Source organism: Bradyrhizobium sp. USDA 4353 (genome assembly GCF_054063215.1).
The window spans coordinates 1-16379 of the sequence record NZ_JBSSGB010000001.1 but is presented as its reverse complement, the minus strand read 5'-3'; the positions used below and the strand labels follow the sequence as shown (position 1 = coordinate 16379).

The window sequence follows — 16379 nt, the reverse complement described above, 5'->3', positions numbered from 1 at the left end:
GCGCCGGCCCATTTGTATGATTGCGCTACAGCACCTTCTGCAGCGACCGGACGGCCTCGCGCATGTCGAAGAAGGTCAGGCCCAGCTTGCTGTTCTCGTTGGTCAGCGCCAGCAGCAGCGCGCCGCGGCCGGCGCTGACCAGCACGGCGTAGCCGGACTCGCCGCGAATGATGACCTCCTGCAGATGGCTGCGGCCGAGCTCCATGGCGGCGCGGCCGCCGAGCGAGAGAAGCGTCGCAGTCATGCCGGCGACCCGCGTCTCCTCCATGTCGGCGGCGAGCACGCTCGCGATCATCAGCCCGTCCTCGGAGATCAAGGCGCAGGCCTCGACCCCGAAGGAGTCGCTCTGCAGCTTGCGCAGCACGCGGTTGATTTCATCGAGCCGTGACATCGGCTTCTCCTCGACGGCGGGGCGGGGGGCAAACCTGGATTGAAACTGATGCTGGGTCATGCTGTCGTCTTCACTCGGTGCAATTGAAAGATTTGAAATCTCTGGATCGGCTGGCTGCTCATTAGTCTCAGGATCGTCCGTCGGATCCGGTGCGGTCTGCGCCCGGGTTTCGAGCGTCTCCACCGCGTCGTCCAGCGCGCGCTGCTCGGCCTTGATGCGGGATCGGGAGACGGGCGGATCCATCGCCTGCAGCTGGGTCACCAGCGCCTGGCGTGCGGACTGATAGACTTCGGCCCGACGCTCGGGACTGGAATCGGGCAGGTTCTCCATCGCGCGCGACAGCAGGATGAAGTAGTCGGCGGTGGTCACGGGGACGGCCGCGACATCGTCATGCGGTCCGTGCGCTCTGCTCAGCAGGCTTGCGAGGCGTCCCATCGCTCTCTCGTCAACTCTACGCAACTAACGATGCGTAAGGTTAGGCCGACGCAAGGAACGCGACGAATGATCTGAATCAAATTAACTAAAATCAGGGCGAGATGCGCAATCCGGCCGTCAAATCGACCGAGGCCAAGCATCATACCGCCAGGATTGCCTTCGGGATGCCGCGATGCCGCCGCTTTCGGCGCAACTGCGCCTCTGTTGCAGCCAGAATCAGCTACGATGACGGCAAACAATGGCGCATGGGGAGGGTAGCGTGGACGTTCGGGACTACGTGCAGCGCGATGCGACGGCGTTGGCCGCTGCGGTCAAGGCGGGCGAGACCAGCGCGGCCGAGCTGCTGCAGCTCGCGCTGACGCAGAACGAGCGGGCCCAGCCCCGGACCAATGCCGTCTGCAGACTGATGGAGCGCGAGGCGCGTACCCAGCTGGCGAAGCTGGCCTCCGGCCCGTTCACCGGCGTGCCCTTCCTGATCAAGGATTGCGCGCAGGACTATGCGGGCCTGCCGACGGCCTATGGCAGCAAGGCGCTGTCCGCCGTGGTCGCCGCCGAGCATGCCTCTGTCGTCAGGCGCTATCTCGAAGCGGGCCTGGTGATCTTCGGCAAGACCAATCTGCCGGAGCTCGCGCTCAAGGGCGTCAGCGACTCCCGAGCCTTCGGCCGTGTCAGCAATCCCTGGAATGCGGCGCATACGCCGGGCGGCTCCAGCGGCGGTGCCGCCGCGGCGGTCGCCTCGGGCGTGGTGCCGATGGCGGCCGGCAATGACGGCGGCGGCTCGATCCGCATTCCCGCCGCGTGTTGCGGCCTGTTCGGGCTGAAGCCGTCGCGCGGGCTGGTGTCGTCAGGGCCCGGCTTCGGCGAATACTGGTTTGGTGCCTCCTGCGAAGGCGTGATCTCGCGCAGTGTCCGCGACACGGCGCTGGCGCTCGACGTCATCGCGGGCGCTGAGCCCGGCGATCCGTTCCTGGTGGCCGAGCCCGGCGTGGTCTTCGCCAACGTCACGGCGCGCGATCCCGGCCGGCTGCGCATCGGCTATACCACGGCCTCGCCGATCGGCACCGAGGTTCACAATGAGGCGAAACTCGCGGTCGACAGCGCGGTGAAGCTTCTGCAGGGTCTCGGTCACGAATTGGAAGAGGCGACGCCCGACCTCGACGGCGCCGCGCTCGCGACCTCGTTCCTGCACATCTATTTCGGCCAGGTCGCAGCCCTCGTGGCCGATGCCCGCGCCAAGGGCGCGAAGCGCGAGGAGTTCGAGCTGCTGACGCGGGTGCTGTCGACGCTCGGCGGCGCGATCTCGGCGGGCGCACTGACCAGGCAGCTCCTGAAATGGAACGGCTTTGCGCGCGCGCTCGCGGGTTTCCATGCGCGCTACGACTTGCTGCTGACGCCGACGCTCGCGCATCCGCCGGTCAGCCACGGGCAGGGCGATCCGTCGACCGCCGAGCAGACCCTGCTCGACATGCTCGACCGCATCGGCCTGCTCGGACTGCTGACACGCTGGGGCGCGCTCGACGGCATGATCGACAAGATCGCCCGCGACAGCCTGCAATACGTCCCGTTCACGCAACTCGCCAATCTCACGGGCACGCCGGCGATGAGCGTGCCCTTGCATTGGACCGCCGACGGCCTGCCGCTCGGCGTGCAGTTCGTCGGCCGCCTCGGCGACGAGGCGCGGCTGTTGCAACTCGCCCGCCAGCTCGAAGAGGCGCAGCCCTGGTTCGATCGCCTGCCGGACTGGGTGCGATCAGACTGATCGTTTCGCCGGCATGCCGATGGCGCGGCCGAGCCCCTCTGGGCGCGGCAGCGCAGCATGCGCCTGCAACACGCGGCCGATGTTGGCCTGGATGTCCTGAGGGAACGGCGCGACCTTGCGCTTGGTCATGTCGATATGAACCGACATGTTCTCGGAGGTCGCGGAGATCCAGCCTTCGCCGGCGTGGCGCAGCTCCTCGAAGGTGTGCAGCCGTTTCTCGTCGGCGGCGATCAGCCACACCGCGATCTGAACGGGATCGCCAAGATGGATCTCGCGCAAGTACCGCACATGGCATTCGGCGGTGAAGGTCGAGCCCTGGCGCTCCTTCATATAGGCCGGGCCGATGCCGAGCTCGGCCCAGATCTGGTCGATCGCGCGGTCGAACATCACGTTGTAATAGGCCATGTTGAGATGGCCGTTGTAGTCGATCCATTGCGGCTCGATCTGCATGATGGACGACAGGAACGGGCCTGTGCCGGCCTGTGTGGGCACTGCATTATCGCTCATCGGCTCTACCGTTTGCTCCCTTGACCCCTGTTGCGTCCTTTGCCACGGTCCGCCCAACTTCCGGAGGACAAAGTGGCGACGACGATCCCTCATCACGACCTGAAGCGGCCCGCGCCGGAGGCGCTGAAAAGCGCGCTCGACGCGCTCGCCGCCCGCTTCGGCAACAAGCTCATCACCTCGCAGGCCGTGCGCGAGCAGCATGGCCATACCACGACCTGGCTGCCGACGCAGCCGCCGGATGGCGTGGTGCTGGCGCAGGAGACCGCCGACATCCAGGACGTCGTTCGCATCTGCGCCCCGCTCGGCGTGCCGATCATCCCGTTCGGCACCGGCACCTCGCTGGAGGGCCAGGTCAACGCACCTGCGGGGGGCATCTGCATCGACATGCGCGACATGAACAAGGTGCTGGAGGTGCATGCCGAGGATCTCGACTGTGTCATCCAGCCCGGCATCACCCGCAAGACGCTCAACGAATATCTGCGCGACCAGGGCCTGTTCTTCCCGATTGATCCCGGCGCCGACGCGTCGCTCGGCGGCATGGCCTCCACGCGCGCCTCGGGCACCAATGCCGTGCGCTACGGCACCATCCGCGAGAACGTGCTGGCGCTGAAGGTGGTGCGCGGCGACGGCGAGATCATCAAGACCGGTACGCGCGCGAAGAAGTCCGCCGCCGGTTACGACCTCACTCATCTGTTCATCGGCGCCGAGGGCACGCTCGGCATCATCTGCGAGATGACGATCCGGCTGCGCGGCATTCCTGAGACCATCGCAGCCGCATCGTGCTCGTTCGAGACCGTGCGCGGCGCCTGCCAGGCGACGATCCTCGCGATCCAGACCGGCATTCCGATGGCGCGCATCGAGCTGCTCAACGCGGCGCAGGTGCGGGCGTGCAACGCCTATTCTAAGCTGACCCTGCCGGAGACGCCGCTGCTGCTCCTGGAGTTCCACGGCAGCGAGGCCGAGGTCGCCGAGCAGTCGCGGAATTTCGCCGAGATCGCCAGGGAGTGCGGCGGCGGCGACTTCGCCTGGACCACCAAGCCGGAGGATCGCACCAGGCTGTGGCAGGCGCGGCACGATGCCTATTGGTCCGTCAAGGCCATCCGCCCTGGCGTCGGCGTCGTCGCCACCGACGTCTGCGTGCCGATCTCGCGTCTGGCCGATTGCGTCGGCGAGACCGAGGAGGATCTCGCGCGTCTCAAGCTGACCTCGCCGATCGTCGGCCATGTCGGCGACGGCAATTTCCACTGCTCGCTGATGTGCGACGTCGACGATGCCGACGAGATGGCCCGCGGCGAGGACTTCATGCATCGCCTGGTCGAGCGCGCCCAGGCGATGGGCGGCACCTGCACCGGCGAGCACGGCATCGGCCAGGGCAAGCAGAAATACCTGAAATCAGAGCTCGGCCAGGAAGCCCTCGACGCCATGCGCGCCGTCAAGCAGGCGCTCGACCCGCAGAACATCTTCAACCCCGGCAAGATCATCCCGGCGGCGTGAGCGCATTATTGATCTAGACTAAGTTATCGCCGCACGATCCGTGGTGCGCCCCCTCTCCCCGTTCTTACGGGGAGAGGGTCGGGGTGAGGGGCAGCCGCGCGGGTGATGTGTGTGGTGAGACCTGTACCCCCTCACCCGGATTGCATCTGGCGATGCAATCCGACCTCTCCCCGCCTTAGCGAAGCTTCGCTTCGCCCTGGCGGGGCGAGGTTGCACTGCGCCAGCTGCGAGATCGGGGCCAAAAACTTCGTACGACAGAGCAATCAGATGCTGATGCATGCGGCGCGTGCTTAAGCGCTGACTACTCCGCGGCCTCGCTCTTGCCCTCGATCAGCAGCACATCCAGGCTCTCGATCTCCTGCATCGCACGTCCCGCGATGCCCTGCAGATCGCCATACAGTCCCGCCGTGGAATCCAGCACGCCGCGCAGCTGCTCCTCGCGCTTGGCCCAGAGCCGCATCATGGTCTTGCGCTCGCGATCGAGGTCGGACTGCATCTCGGTGAAGCGCTCGACGATGGCGTCGATGCGGTGGCGGAAGCGGGGACCGGTCAGATAGGCGTAGACCATCTCCATCTTGGTCTGCTGGCCCTCCTGCGCGAGCTTGCTGCAGGCGACGTCGATCAGCGACTGACGCAGCGCCTGCGACAGCGGCAGCGCGAAGCGCGGCTCGGCAACCCAGACGCCGTCGATCAGGTCGAAGCCGTCGACGCCCTTTGGCAAAGCGGTGGAGACGATCAGCGCGATATCCGCCTTCGCCGCGCGCAAATCGTCGCGCAGCTTGACCAGCCAGCCATCGCTCCAGTTCTTGGTGCGCTTGGATTCCCACAGGATTGCGCCGCAGGCCTGGCCGCCTGGGCCGACCACGCGATGGATCACGTCGCCGCCGAACTCGCCCTTCGGCACGGGCTCGACGAGGTCGCGCGGAAAGCGCGCGCGTAGCTGTGATTCCAGCTCGATCTCCAGCGCCTCGCCCTGGAGCTGCTGCGAGCCCTGCTCGGCCTTGCGGCGGAGCTCCTCGATCTGCCGCTGCATGCCGGCGATCTGGGTTTCCTTCTCGGCGACCTTGGCCTTCAGCGACTCCTCGGCTTCGAGCCGCGCCTTGTCGCGGACCGCGACCAGATTTTCCTGCACCTTGGTCTCGATGGTGAGATCGAGCTCGCGTCGCGCTTCGTCGAGCTCGCGCTGCTTGCGCAGCATCTCGGCCTGCGCCTTCTGCGCATCCGCGAGCTTGGCGTCCTTGCTGACGATCACCTGATGCAGCTCGGCGAGCTGGCGATCGCGGTTGCTCATCTCATCGGCGACGGCCTGGCGCGCCCGCTCAGCCTCGGCCTGCGCGATCGCCGCGCGCTCGGCCTTCAGCTTGGCGGCGACCTGCTGGTCGATGGCAGCCTTGGCCTGCGCGATCTGCTCCTGCGCGGCCTTGAGCTGCGCTTCGCGGCGGCCGAAATCGGCCTCCTTGGCTTGAAGCTGCTTCTCGAACTGCCGGCGCGTCTCCGCGATCAGGGGCGCTGCGAGCTGCTCGGTGAGCTTGATCTCGGTGCGGCAGGAGGGGCAGACGATCTGAGGATCGGTCATGATTCGCATCTCTCCATGGGAGCCGAATCTAACCGGCCGCCGCGCGGCGTTTAACCCACGCGGACGGCTTATCCCATGCAAATATCCGCGATTCCCGGGCGACTACGCCCCGTGCGGCTTGGCCTCGGGCTCCGCCTTTGCGTCCGGCGCCTTGATCCGGAACCAGGCGACGTAGAGCGCCGGCAGGAACAGCAAGGTCAGCACGGTGCCGACGATGATGCCGCCCATCATCGCATAGGCCATCGGGCCCCAGAACACCTCGCGCGCAATCGGGATCAGCGCGAGCGACGCGGCGGCTGCGGTCAGCATGATCGGCCGCATGCGGTGCTCGGTCGCCTCCATCACGGCCTCCCAGGGCGGCCGCCCTTCCTCGCGCAGATGCTCGATCTGCACGATCAGGATCACGGAGTTGCGGATCAGGATGCCGATCAGCGCGAGCACGCCGAGAATGGCGACGAAGCCCAGCGGCGCGCCGCTCGGCAGCAGCGCGGCGACGACGCCGATCAACGCCAGCGGGGCCACCGCGAACACCAGGAACAGCCGCTGGAAGCTCTGCAGCTGCAGCATCAGGATGGTGGCCATCGTGAACAGCATGATCGGCACGACCGCGATGATCGGCGCCTGGCTCTTGGCGCTTTCCTCGACCGCGCCGCCGGTGACGACCTTGTAGCCGGCCGGAAGCTTGGCGTTGAAGGCCGCCAGCGCCGGCTTGAGCTGATCGACCACCGTGTTCGGCTGCACCTGGTCGATCACGCTCGCCTTGAGCGTCACCGTGGGCAGGCGCGAGCGGCGCCAGATCTCCGGCTGCTCGATCTGGTAGCGCAGGGTCGCCAGCGCGGCGAGCGGGATCGACTGGCCGTTGGAGCCGGACAGTTGCAGGTCGCGCAGGGTCTCCAAGGACTGCCGCTCCTTGGCCTGGGCGCGGCCGCGCACGTCGATCAGGTAGATGTCGTCGCGCACCTGGGTGATCGAGGTGCCGTCGAGCACGCCGTTCAGCGCGTTGGCGATGTCGGAGGAGGTGACGCCGAGCTGGCGCGCCTTGTCCTGCAGCACGTCGACCTTCACGACCCGCGACGGCTCCATCCAGTCGAAGATGACCGCGCCGAGATGGTTGTTGCCGCGCATCACGCCGGCATACTCCTGGGCGATCTCGCGTACCTTGGCGACCTCGGGCCCGCTGACGCGGTACTGCACGGGGCGGCCGACCGGCGGGCCGATGTCGAGCAGATGCACATAGGCATCGGTGCCGGGGAAGGTCTTGGTCAGATAGGCCTGCAGCTTGCCGCGCGCGCGATCGCGCGCCTCCAGGCTCTTGGTGACGATGATGATCTGGCCGAACGAAACGTCGGCCGGCTGCACGTCGAACGACAGCACGAAGCGCTGCGCGCCGGAGCCGACATAGGTCGACCAATGGTCGATGTCCGGATCGCCCTTTAGCGCCTCCTGCTCGAACTTCGCCATCTGCGCATTGGTCTCGGCGATCGAGGAGTTCTGCGGCAGGTTGAAGTCGATGACGAGCTCGTTGCGGTCGGAGGAGGGGAAGAACTGCTGCTGCACGAAGCGCATGCCGAACACCGACAGCGCGAACACCAGGACGGTCACGATGATCGTGGTCCAGCGGTTGCGCATGCAAGCATTGAGCATGGCGCGGAACATCCGCGTCAGACGGCCGCCCTCGGCGTGATGGGCCGGCAGGGTCGCGGGCAGGATGGTGACGCCGAGCAGCGGCGTGAACAGGACTGCCACGATCCACGACACCACCAGCGACACCGCGATCACGACGAACAGCGTGAAGGTGAACTCGCCGGCGGCGCTGCTGTTGAGGCCGATCGGAATGAAGCCGGCGACCGTCACCAAAGTGCCCGTCAGCATCGGGAACGCGGTCGACGTGTACACGTAGGTCGCGGCCTTGCGTAAGCTGTCTCCCACTTCAAGCCGCGCCACCATCATCTCGACCGCGATCATGGCGTCGTCGACCAGCAGGCCGAGCGCGATGATCAGCGCGCCGAGCGAAATGCGCTGCAAGGAGATGCCGGTATAGGCCATGAACAGGAAGGTGATCGCGAGCACCAGCGGGATCGAGATCGCGACGACGAGGCCGGCGCGGACGCCGAGGCTGACGAAGGAGATCGCGAGCACGATGATGACGGCCTCGTACAGCGCCTTGGTGAAGCCGCCGACGGCCTCCTCGACGATCTTCGGCTGATCCGAGACGAGATGCACGCCGACACCGACGGGCAGGTCGGCGACGACCTTGGTCATCTCCTCCTTCAGCGCCTCGCCGAAATCGAGCAGGTTGGCGCCGGCCTTCATGCCGATCGCAAGCCCGATCGCCGGCTGGCCGTTGAAGCGGAACAGCGAGGTCGGCGGATCCTCATAGCCGCGGGTGATGGTGGCGACGTCGGTGAGCGGGAAGAAGCGGTCGTTGATGCGCAGATTGATCTGCTTCAGGCTCTCTTCGGAGGTGAACTGCCCGGAGACGCGCACCGCGACCCGCTCGGGTCCGGCCTGCAGCACGCCCGACGGCGACACCGCGTTCTGCGCCTGCAGTGCGTTCAGGATCGTGCGTTGGTCGATGCCGAGCGCTGCCACCTTGCGCGGCGAGAATTCGAGATAGATCACCTCGTTCTGGGCGCCGACGATGTCGACGCGGCCGACATTCGGCACCGTCAGCACCTTGGCGCGGACCTCCTCGACGCGGTCACGCAACTGGCGCTGGCTCAGGCCGTCGCTGGTGAAGGCGTAGATGTTGCCGAACACATCACCGAAACGATCGTTGAAGCCGGGGCCGACGACGCCCGAGGGAAAGTCGCCCTTGATGTCGTTGATGAGGTTGCGGACCTGCAGCCAGGTCGGCACCACGTCGCGCGCCTTGGTCGTGTCGCGCAGATTGACGAACACCGTGGTCTGGCCGGGCACGGTCAGGCTCTTGGTGTAGTCGAGCGCCGGCAGCTCCTCGAGCTTCTTCTCGATGCGATCGGTGACCTGGCGCGTCATCTCCTCCGCGGAGGCGCCCGGCCATTTGGCCTGGATCAGCATCGTCTTGATGGTGAAGGCCGGATCCTCCTCGCGTCCGAGATGGATGTAGGAGAACAGGCCCGCCGCCATGAAGGCGATCATGAAGTACCAGACCAGCGAGCGGTGCTCGAGCGCCCAGTCGGAGAGATTGAAGGACTTCACGGCTGCGTTTCCTGATCGATGCGGATGGCTTGGCCATCCTTGAGACTGTTCACGCCGGCGGTGACGACACGCTGCCCGGCTTCGAGGCCGCCGGTGATGCGGAGGCTGCCGTCCTCGTTGGTGGCGGCCGTGATTTCCTGCCGCTTCACCGTCTTGCTCGCTGCATCGACCAGCCAGACGAAGCGCTTGTCGTTCTGCTCCAGCACGGCCGAGCGCGGCAGGCGGATCACCATCTTCTGCTCGGCGTCGATGCTGGCCGTGACGGTGGTGCCGAGGCGCATGATCTCAGGCGGATTGTCGAGCGTGATGCGGATGCGGCGCGTGCGCGTCGTGGCGTCGGCGCGCGGCGCGATCTCGCGCACCTTGCCGGTCGCGCTGACGCTCGGATCGACCTGCAGCCGCACCGTGAACGGCGTGCCCGCCTGCAAGCCCCCGGCGATGTCGTCGCCGACGTCGATGACCGCTTCGCGAATGTCCGGCCGCGCCACCGTGACCACGCTCTGGCCCGGCGATACCACCTGGCCGACCTCGGCGCTGACGGCGGTGACGATGCCGGCGAAATCGGCTTTCAGTTGCGCGTAGCCGAGCTGCTCGCGCGCCTTGGCGAGATTGGATTGCGCCTTGATCACGGAGGCCTGCGCGGCCGCGCGCGACTGCTCTGCGCTCTCCAAGGTCGCCTTGGTCGTCGCGTCGGTTTCCAGCAAGGTGCGCTGGCGGCCCTCGGTGCCCGTCGCATTGGTGAGCTGCGCCTGGCTGCGCGACACCTCCGCGGCAGACGCGCGCACCGCAAGCTCCAGCGCGGCCGGATCGATCGCGGCGACCACCTGATCCTGCGTGACCTTGTCGCCGACATAGACCGGACGCGCGATCAACCGTCCCAGCACACGGAAGCTCAGATCAGCCTTGTAGCGCGGCTCAATCGTGCCGGTGACGGCGGACGCGTTGGCGGCCTGCGGCTCGACCTTCATTGACAGCACCGGCCGGACCGGCTCGGGCGCCTCGGTCTTCTCATTGCAGCCGGCGAGGACGCCGAGCGCGAGCAGGGGAAATACAGAACGCATCGGCATCATCACGACCGCGCCTCCTCGTCAAAGCGGACCTGTTGCCCGACGCTCAAGAGCTTGCCGCCCTCGGTGACGATGCGGTCACCGGGCTTGAGCCCGCTGGACACGATGATCGTGCCGGTCTCGTAGTCCTCGATCGTGATCGGCTTGAGCGACACCGTCTTGTTCGCGTCGACCAGCCACACCGCCGGCGTCTTGCCCGCGGCGTTGAGCGCGCTCCATGGCAGCACGATGCGCTGCTCCGGCTTGATGAAGCCGGTGGCGCTGACGGCGCTGCCGAGCACCATCTCGGGCGGCGGATTCTCGATCGTGATCTTGACGCGGACGGTGCCCGACTTCGGATCGATGGTCGGCGACACCTCGCGCACGGTGCCCTTGGCGGTGACCGAGGGATCGGAGAGCAGCGCCAGCGCCACCTTGCTGTCGTCGAATTTCAGCGACAGCGCGGCCTCGTAGACATCGATGACCGCATCGCGGCTGCCGTCATGCGCCAGCGTGAACACCGATTGCGCCGCCTGCGCGACCTGGCCGACCTCGATGTTGCGCGCGGTGATGGTGCCGTCGGCATCGGCACGCAGCTCGGTGTAGGTCAGCGCGTCCTTGGCGGTGCCGAGCTGTGCTTTCGCGGCTTCCAGCGATCCTTCTGCCGTGCGCAAATTCTCTTGCGCCTGGTCGAAGGTCGCGCGGGTGGTGAACCCGCTGGTGATCAAGGTCTGCTGCCGGTTGAAGTTGGAGGTCGCGACCTTGACCTGCGACTCCGCGGCCACCACGGCGGCCTGGGCGGAATCGAGATCCGCCTGCTGCTCGGCCGGATCGATCCTGGCGAGCACCTGCCCGGCCTTGACGTGGGCGCCGACCTCGACCAGCCGCTCGGTGACGCGGCCGCTGACGCGGAACGACAGCTCGGCCAGCACGCGCGCCTGCACGTCGCCGGTCAGCGTGATCGATTGCCGCCGCTCCGACAGCTTCACCATCTCGGTCCGGACCAGCCGCGCCGGTGGCGCGGTCGCGGCCGTCTTCTGCTCGCAGCCCGCGAGCAGCAGACCGACCGCGGCGCAGCCGAGCGCTGCGAGCAGGCGGGAGCGTGAGGTGCGCGCCGCAGGGGAAGATCGCGTGGATGGAATCATGGGTTGCACGTTCGGCTCGGGCCTGAGGGTTGATCGTCGTCGCTCCGACCTGGGCTCGCAGCTGCGGTCGTCGCGAGTCCGGCGCATTTTAGGACGTTTGCACATCGCGCCAATGAACCCGCGCCGGGGTCGCCGGTTGGCAGGGTCAGGGCTTTCGGGAACGAGCAGATCATTGTTCCCTTGACAGCGCGTGAATTAGACAATCATTTCTAGAAAAAATTGTCTAGTAAAATTCCCGTTGGTGGGCCAAGAATCCCTCTGCCGGCAGGCACAGCGCTTCGCCGCGCACCGGGATGGCCATACGAGAGCGATGCAGGACGTGCGACGGAAAGACGTGACCAAGTCGGACGCTGCCACGCGCGGCACGGCGCGGGCGCCGCGCCAGGCGCGCGGGCGCGAGCGTCGCGAGCAGTTGCTCGACGCGGCCGCAGCGCTCATCGCCGAGTCCGGCCTGGCAGCGGTCAGCATGCATGCGGCGGCCGAGCGCGCGGGCGCATCGATCGGCTCGGTCTATCACTTCTTTCGCGACAAAGATCAGATGCTCGATGCCTTGGCCGAGCGGCATGATGCCGAGCTGCAGCCGGCGTTCGATCGCGTGCTGCAAACAAGCGACGCGGAGTGGGCGGCGCTGTCGCCCGCCGATATGATCGAGCAACTGATTGGCTGGGCGATCCGCTACTTCGTGCGCCATCCCGATGCGCTGGCGACGCTGGATCTGCACGACCAGGCCATGCATGCCGAGTTCAGGGCGGTGATCGACCGCGTGATGCGCGCGAGGCTCGGCGCCGAGCTTGGCGCGCAGGCTGCCACGACCTTCGACGCTGTCGTGCTCGGCACGCTGCTGTTCACGCGCGAGCAGGACCCGCGCAGCCGCGACGTTGTCGTTGCTGCTCTGCCTGAGATGATGGCGGCCTATCTGACGGCGCTCGAAGCGAAGCGGAAGCGGACGAGGGGCTGAGATACGGGCGGCGGATCGAGGCGATCAGCGCGGCTATTTGAACTGCCACTCGCTCTTCTTCCGATGGATCGCAATCAGGCGCGGCGCCATCGTGTCCTCGATCGGCTTGGCTGACAGGATGATCTGGTCCTCGCCGTCCCAGCGTTCGAACTCGTAGCGCCATTTGCTGTCCTCCGGCGTCCGATAGTGCCAATCCTTCAAGGTGCGATCACGTTTGGTCGCGATGATATCGATGCCCTCGGGCGGTCCCGACGAGCTCAGGCGCGCGGCGACCGCCACCAGCCAGCGCTTCTCCGGCGAGTAATGCGGCGGCGCGACGATGCCGATCTCGTCGCCATTGTCGCCGCGCACCAGGAGCCAATCGACGCCGTCGAGGCGGCCGCATTCCACCAGGAACAGATCATGCTCGGGGAAGTAGCCCGTCAGCTGAAACTTGACGCAGGCCTTGGTGTCGCCTTCGGCGCATTTGGCATCCTGGTTGCGATAGATGCGGCTGCGTCCGTTGCGGAACGTCAGCTTCAGCGCGGCGCCGCTGCGCTGGGCGAAGCTCGGGATCTGGGCAAGGCAGGCGGTCTCCGAGCGATCGAGGTCGCCGCGTCCCATGTCCTCGACGCAGCGGCCGTCCTGCGAGGGATGATCGACGACGGAGAAGGCAGGCCGCTCGGCATGCGTCCTCGTGCAGGTGATGAGGCAAAGCAGCGTGGCCCATCCGACGGCCCGCATCCTGCTCATCACAGTTGCCCCGCGGCTGACGGCGTATCGATGCGGTCGACGCTCGTGATCGGCAAAGGCTGCGGGCTCTGGACGCGCGCCGACGCGCGGCGCCGCCGGCCGCGCCGCCGTTCCGGGCCGCGATGGCGCCGGCGCGCGATGCCGTCCACCAGTCGGGCGATCACGCCGACCACGGCAAAGCTGACCAGCAGCGAAATGCACAGCAGCCCGAGATAAAGTTTCAGGACCGAGCTTGCCACGCAGGCAAGCGCGATGAGCGCGACAATGGCCAGAAGGCCTTTGACGGAGATCGACATGATGGGGCGTTTCGCTGAGAGCTGAGTGTTGAACTCACTCTAGCGTGAACATGCCGGCCGCCAAGCTGCGTCCAAATGGACGGTAAATTTTGCCGCAAGCGGATGCGGACAATCGAATGCGCCCGAGATCATTCGTCGTTGCCTGTAATCGCCATCAACTACGAGTTGTGAGCGTCCGGTTGTCTCCTCATGCGCTTCACGCACTGGTCGCGCCAACTGGAGTGAAGTTTGGATAGACCTGTCGCATCGCGGGTATTGTCCGGGTGCGGTCCTGTTCCAGGCGTGCCTCGGATGTCGCGACGGGTGACTAACAGTTCGGACGACGGCGGAATGCTCGCCACGAACACCTCTGCGACACGTGCGCCCCAAGACGAATTTTGTGAGTGCTCTCAGGCTGATTTGGCCTGTCCAGTCTTCTCGCCAAAAATATTCTTGTTTCGCTTTATCGGAAATTGTGGTTGTCTATCGCCATCCCGCCTCATGCAGAGGGGCGTACGCGTCGTCACGATACGTGGGGGTGGGGAGCGGTGGCCGTGTTGGCGGTGCGCGACGAGCGCTGTCCGGCGCGGACGCAAAAGCGTGTGGTCCTGGCGCCCCGAAGCTGGCGTCAAGTCTTTGGGCGATGATGAGCCCGCAGGCGACGGTGGCTAAAAGCCGGACACCGGGGAGAGCACGCCATAAGCGTGAAACCCATCGCGCAGGGAGGGCCGGGTCTGTCCGGCTGTACCTGTGGTTCCTGCCCCGTGCATTTTTCTCGCACGGGGGCCACGGGCCTCAGCCGAGGTCCGGCCTTCCCTGCGCCCTCTCGTCGCCGAGAGGGACACGACCGATGCATCACCCGGGCGCCATGCGCCGCGGGACTGCGATCTCACGTCCTGTGATGTCCTGATGTTCCTACTGATCCTCACGCTGCGCTCTTTGAAATGTGAATCAGTCATCTCCCCATCGTCGTCCCGGACAAGCTACGACGCGCGCCAGCGCGTTGCGGCGGCTCAAGGCCGGGACGACAGCGGAGTTTGGAGTTGCCGTAGGGTGGGCAAAGCGGCTGCCGAAGGCAGCAGCGTGCCCACCGTCGATCCGCGTCCGCGGTGCGAATGGTGGGCACGGCGCGTGATGCAGCGGCGCATCACATGGACTGCGGTGGCGCGCCTTTGCCCATCTACGGACGATCAGCGACGCATGCTGTCCGATGCAGCGCCCTCTCCCCTTGTGGGAGAGGGCATGCACGGCCCATCCACACGTGCGGTTGGGTGAGGGGTCCCTTTCCGCCAGCGACGCTCGTTGAGAGAAACCCCTCACCCAACCGAGCGTGCGGCACCTTCCTACATGCCCTCTCCCACAAGGGGAGAGGGCGCTTTATTGGACAGCGGCGTGTTCTCTACTGCGCGCCAGCCCACGCCGCGAGCACGGCGCGCTCGTCGCCGGTGATCTCGGTGATGTTGCCGGGCGGCATCGCGTTCGACCAGGCCGCGTTGCGCGCGATCAGCCGCGCGTTGCGCTGGATGTTGTCGGCGGTGTCGAGCAGCACGCCTTTCGGCGCGGTGACGATACCGTCCCACACCGGCTCGGCCGCGTGGCACATGCTGCAACGGGAGGTCACGATATCCGTGACCTCAGCGAAGCTCGGCGTCGCTACGGCCGCCGCCTTGGCGTCGCGCGGCCCGGCTGCCGACAACAGCAGGATCGCGATCATGCCCGCCGCGGCGACGCCCCACACCCACCACGGCGACGGGTTGCCCTTGTGACGCTCGTTGAAGAAATGCCGGATCACGGGGCCGAGCGCCAGCACGATGGCGACGATCGCCCAATTGTAGCGGGTGCCGAACAGCAGCGGATAATGATTGCTGATCATCAGCACCACGACCGGCAGGGTCAGGTAGTTGTTGTGGACCGAGCGCTCCTTGCCGGCCTTGCCGAGCTTGGGATCGGGCGCCTGGCCCGCGAGCAGCGCGGCCACGATCTTCTTCTGGTTGGGGATGATCACCGCGAACACGTTGGCGACCATGATGGTGCCGATGATCGCGCCGATCTGGTTGAAGGCGCCGCGGCCGCTCAGCACATGGGTGAAGGCGTAGGTGAGCGCGACCAGAAAGACGTAGCCGCCGATCGCGAACGGAAGCTCGTGCCTCGCCAGCCCGCTGCGACAGGCGCCTTCGTAGAGCAGCCAGGCCAGCGCCAGCGAGCCGAAGCTGAACAGGCCGGCCTGGACCGGCGTGAGATCGAGGATCGACTTGTCGACCAGGAACAGATCGGCGTTGAGATAGTACACCACGATCATCAGCACGAAGCCGGACAGCCAGGTGGTGTAAGCCTCCCATTTGAACCAGGTCAGCTCGCTCGGCATCTGCGCCGGCGCCACCAGATATTTGACGATGTGATAGAAGCCGCCGCCATGCACCTGCCAGGCCTCGCCCATCACGCCCTTCGGCAAGCCCTCGCGCGGCTTCAGGCTGAGGTCGAGCGCGATGAAGTAGAACGAGCTGCCGATCCAGGCGACGGCCGCAATCACGTGCAGCCAGCGAAAGATCAGGCTCAGCCATTCCGATACGATCGATGCCCACATCGTGCGGTTATCTCCTGGTGTTTACTCGAGCCCGCATCGCCAGGCTTGCGCAGTTCTCACCTCTCCCCGCGCGCGGGGAGAGGTCGGATTGCATCGAAAGATGCAATCCGGGTGAGGGGGGCTCTCCGCACGGTCGGTGGGTGTGGCTGCCCCTCACCCCAACCCTCTCAGCGCGAGCGAAGCTCGTCGCGCCCCCGTGAAGAACGGGGAGAGGGAGCACACCGTCCGTGCTGCGACGGCTGGATCTCTCTCTGCGAATTAGCAGCCAATATGAGTCTACGTGGTGCTCGTTCGATG

The 16379-nt window shown here is 66.4% G+C and carries 12 protein-coding genes; 3 read left to right on the top strand and 9 right to left on the bottom strand.

The window, feature by feature from the left end; all coding sequences use genetic code 11:
- Positions 1 to 25: 25 nt before the first annotated feature.
- The gene (locus ACVILH_RS00060) at positions 26 to 826 is read right to left on the bottom strand and encodes a roadblock/LC7 domain-containing protein (protein WP_456711049.1); all 801 of its coding nucleotides are present in this window, start codon (positions 824 to 826) and stop codon (positions 26 to 28) included.
- Positions 827 to 1085: 259 nt separating this feature from the next.
- On the opposite strand from ACVILH_RS00060, the gene ACVILH_RS00055 reads away from it, so the two are divergent.
- Positions 1086 to 2585, top strand: a complete 1500-nt coding sequence (locus tag ACVILH_RS00055; RefSeq protein WP_456711048.1) for an amidase — start codon at positions 1086 to 1088, stop codon at positions 2583 to 2585.
- Here the strand turns inward: ACVILH_RS00055 and ACVILH_RS00050 are convergent.
- Positions 2577 to 3092: a thioesterase family protein gene (locus ACVILH_RS00050; protein WP_456711047.1), complete on the bottom strand. Its 516-nt coding sequence runs from the start codon at positions 3090 to 3092 to the stop codon at positions 2577 to 2579. The genes ACVILH_RS00055 and ACVILH_RS00050 overlap by 9 nt on opposite strands.
- Positions 3093 to 3164: 72 nt before the next feature.
- Here ACVILH_RS00050 and ACVILH_RS00045 point away from each other — a divergent pair, with 72 nt between their 5' ends.
- Entirely contained in the window at positions 3165 to 4586 is a 1422-nt protein-coding gene (locus tag ACVILH_RS00045) for an FAD-binding oxidoreductase (protein ID WP_456711046.1), read from the top strand.
- 301 nt (positions 4587 to 4887) lie between these two features.
- Here ACVILH_RS00045 and ACVILH_RS00040 read toward each other — a convergent pair whose 3' ends face one another.
- From ACVILH_RS00040 to ACVILH_RS00025, 4 genes are all read right to left on the bottom strand, one after another.
- Positions 4888 to 6162, bottom strand: a complete 1275-nt coding sequence (locus ACVILH_RS00040; protein ID WP_456711045.1) for a DUF2130 domain-containing protein — start codon at positions 6160 to 6162, stop codon at positions 4888 to 4890.
- A gap of 102 nt (positions 6163 to 6264) precedes the next feature.
- Complete coding sequence (locus tag ACVILH_RS00035) at positions 6265 to 9342, bottom strand: efflux RND transporter permease subunit (protein WP_456711044.1); 3078 nt, start codon at positions 9340 to 9342, stop codon at positions 6265 to 6267.
- Entirely contained in the window at positions 9339 to 10412 is a 1074-nt protein-coding gene (locus tag ACVILH_RS00030; RefSeq protein ID WP_456716828.1) for an efflux RND transporter periplasmic adaptor subunit, read from the bottom strand. Before ACVILH_RS00030 ends, ACVILH_RS00035 begins: the two co-directional genes overlap by 4 nt.
- The gene (locus ACVILH_RS00025) at positions 10412 to 11533 is read right to left on the bottom strand and encodes an efflux RND transporter periplasmic adaptor subunit (protein WP_456711043.1); all 1122 of its coding nucleotides are present in this window, start codon (positions 11531 to 11533) and stop codon (positions 10412 to 10414) included. The genes ACVILH_RS00030 and ACVILH_RS00025 overlap by 1 nt, the downstream gene beginning before the upstream one ends.
- A 319-nt stretch (positions 11534 to 11852) precedes the next feature.
- Between ACVILH_RS00025 and ACVILH_RS00020 the strand changes: the two genes are divergently transcribed.
- On the top strand, positions 11853 to 12491 hold the full coding sequence (locus tag ACVILH_RS00020) for a TetR/AcrR family transcriptional regulator (RefSeq protein WP_456711042.1): 639 nt from the start codon (positions 11853 to 11855) through the stop codon (positions 12489 to 12491).
- Positions 12492 to 12524: 33 nt separating this feature from the next.
- Here ACVILH_RS00020 and ACVILH_RS00015 read toward each other — a convergent pair whose 3' ends face one another.
- The 3 genes from ACVILH_RS00015 to ACVILH_RS00005 form a co-directional block, all read right to left on the bottom strand.
- Positions 12525 to 13223 carry a hypothetical protein gene (locus ACVILH_RS00015; protein WP_456711041.1) on the bottom strand — a complete coding sequence of 233 codons (699 nt, stop codon included), beginning with the start codon at positions 13221 to 13223 and terminating at the stop codon, positions 12525 to 12527.
- A complete protein-coding gene (locus ACVILH_RS00010) occupies positions 13223 to 13519 on the bottom strand; it encodes a hypothetical protein (protein WP_456711040.1) in 297 nt (98 codons plus the stop codon). The genes ACVILH_RS00015 and ACVILH_RS00010 overlap by 1 nt, the downstream gene beginning before the upstream one ends.
- Positions 13520 to 14897: 1378 nt before the next feature.
- Positions 14898 to 16082 carry a urate hydroxylase PuuD gene (locus ACVILH_RS00005; protein ID WP_456711039.1) on the bottom strand — a complete coding sequence of 395 codons (1185 nt, stop codon included), beginning with the start codon at positions 16080 to 16082 and terminating at the stop codon, positions 14898 to 14900.
- Positions 16083 to 16379 lie beyond the last annotated feature (297 nt).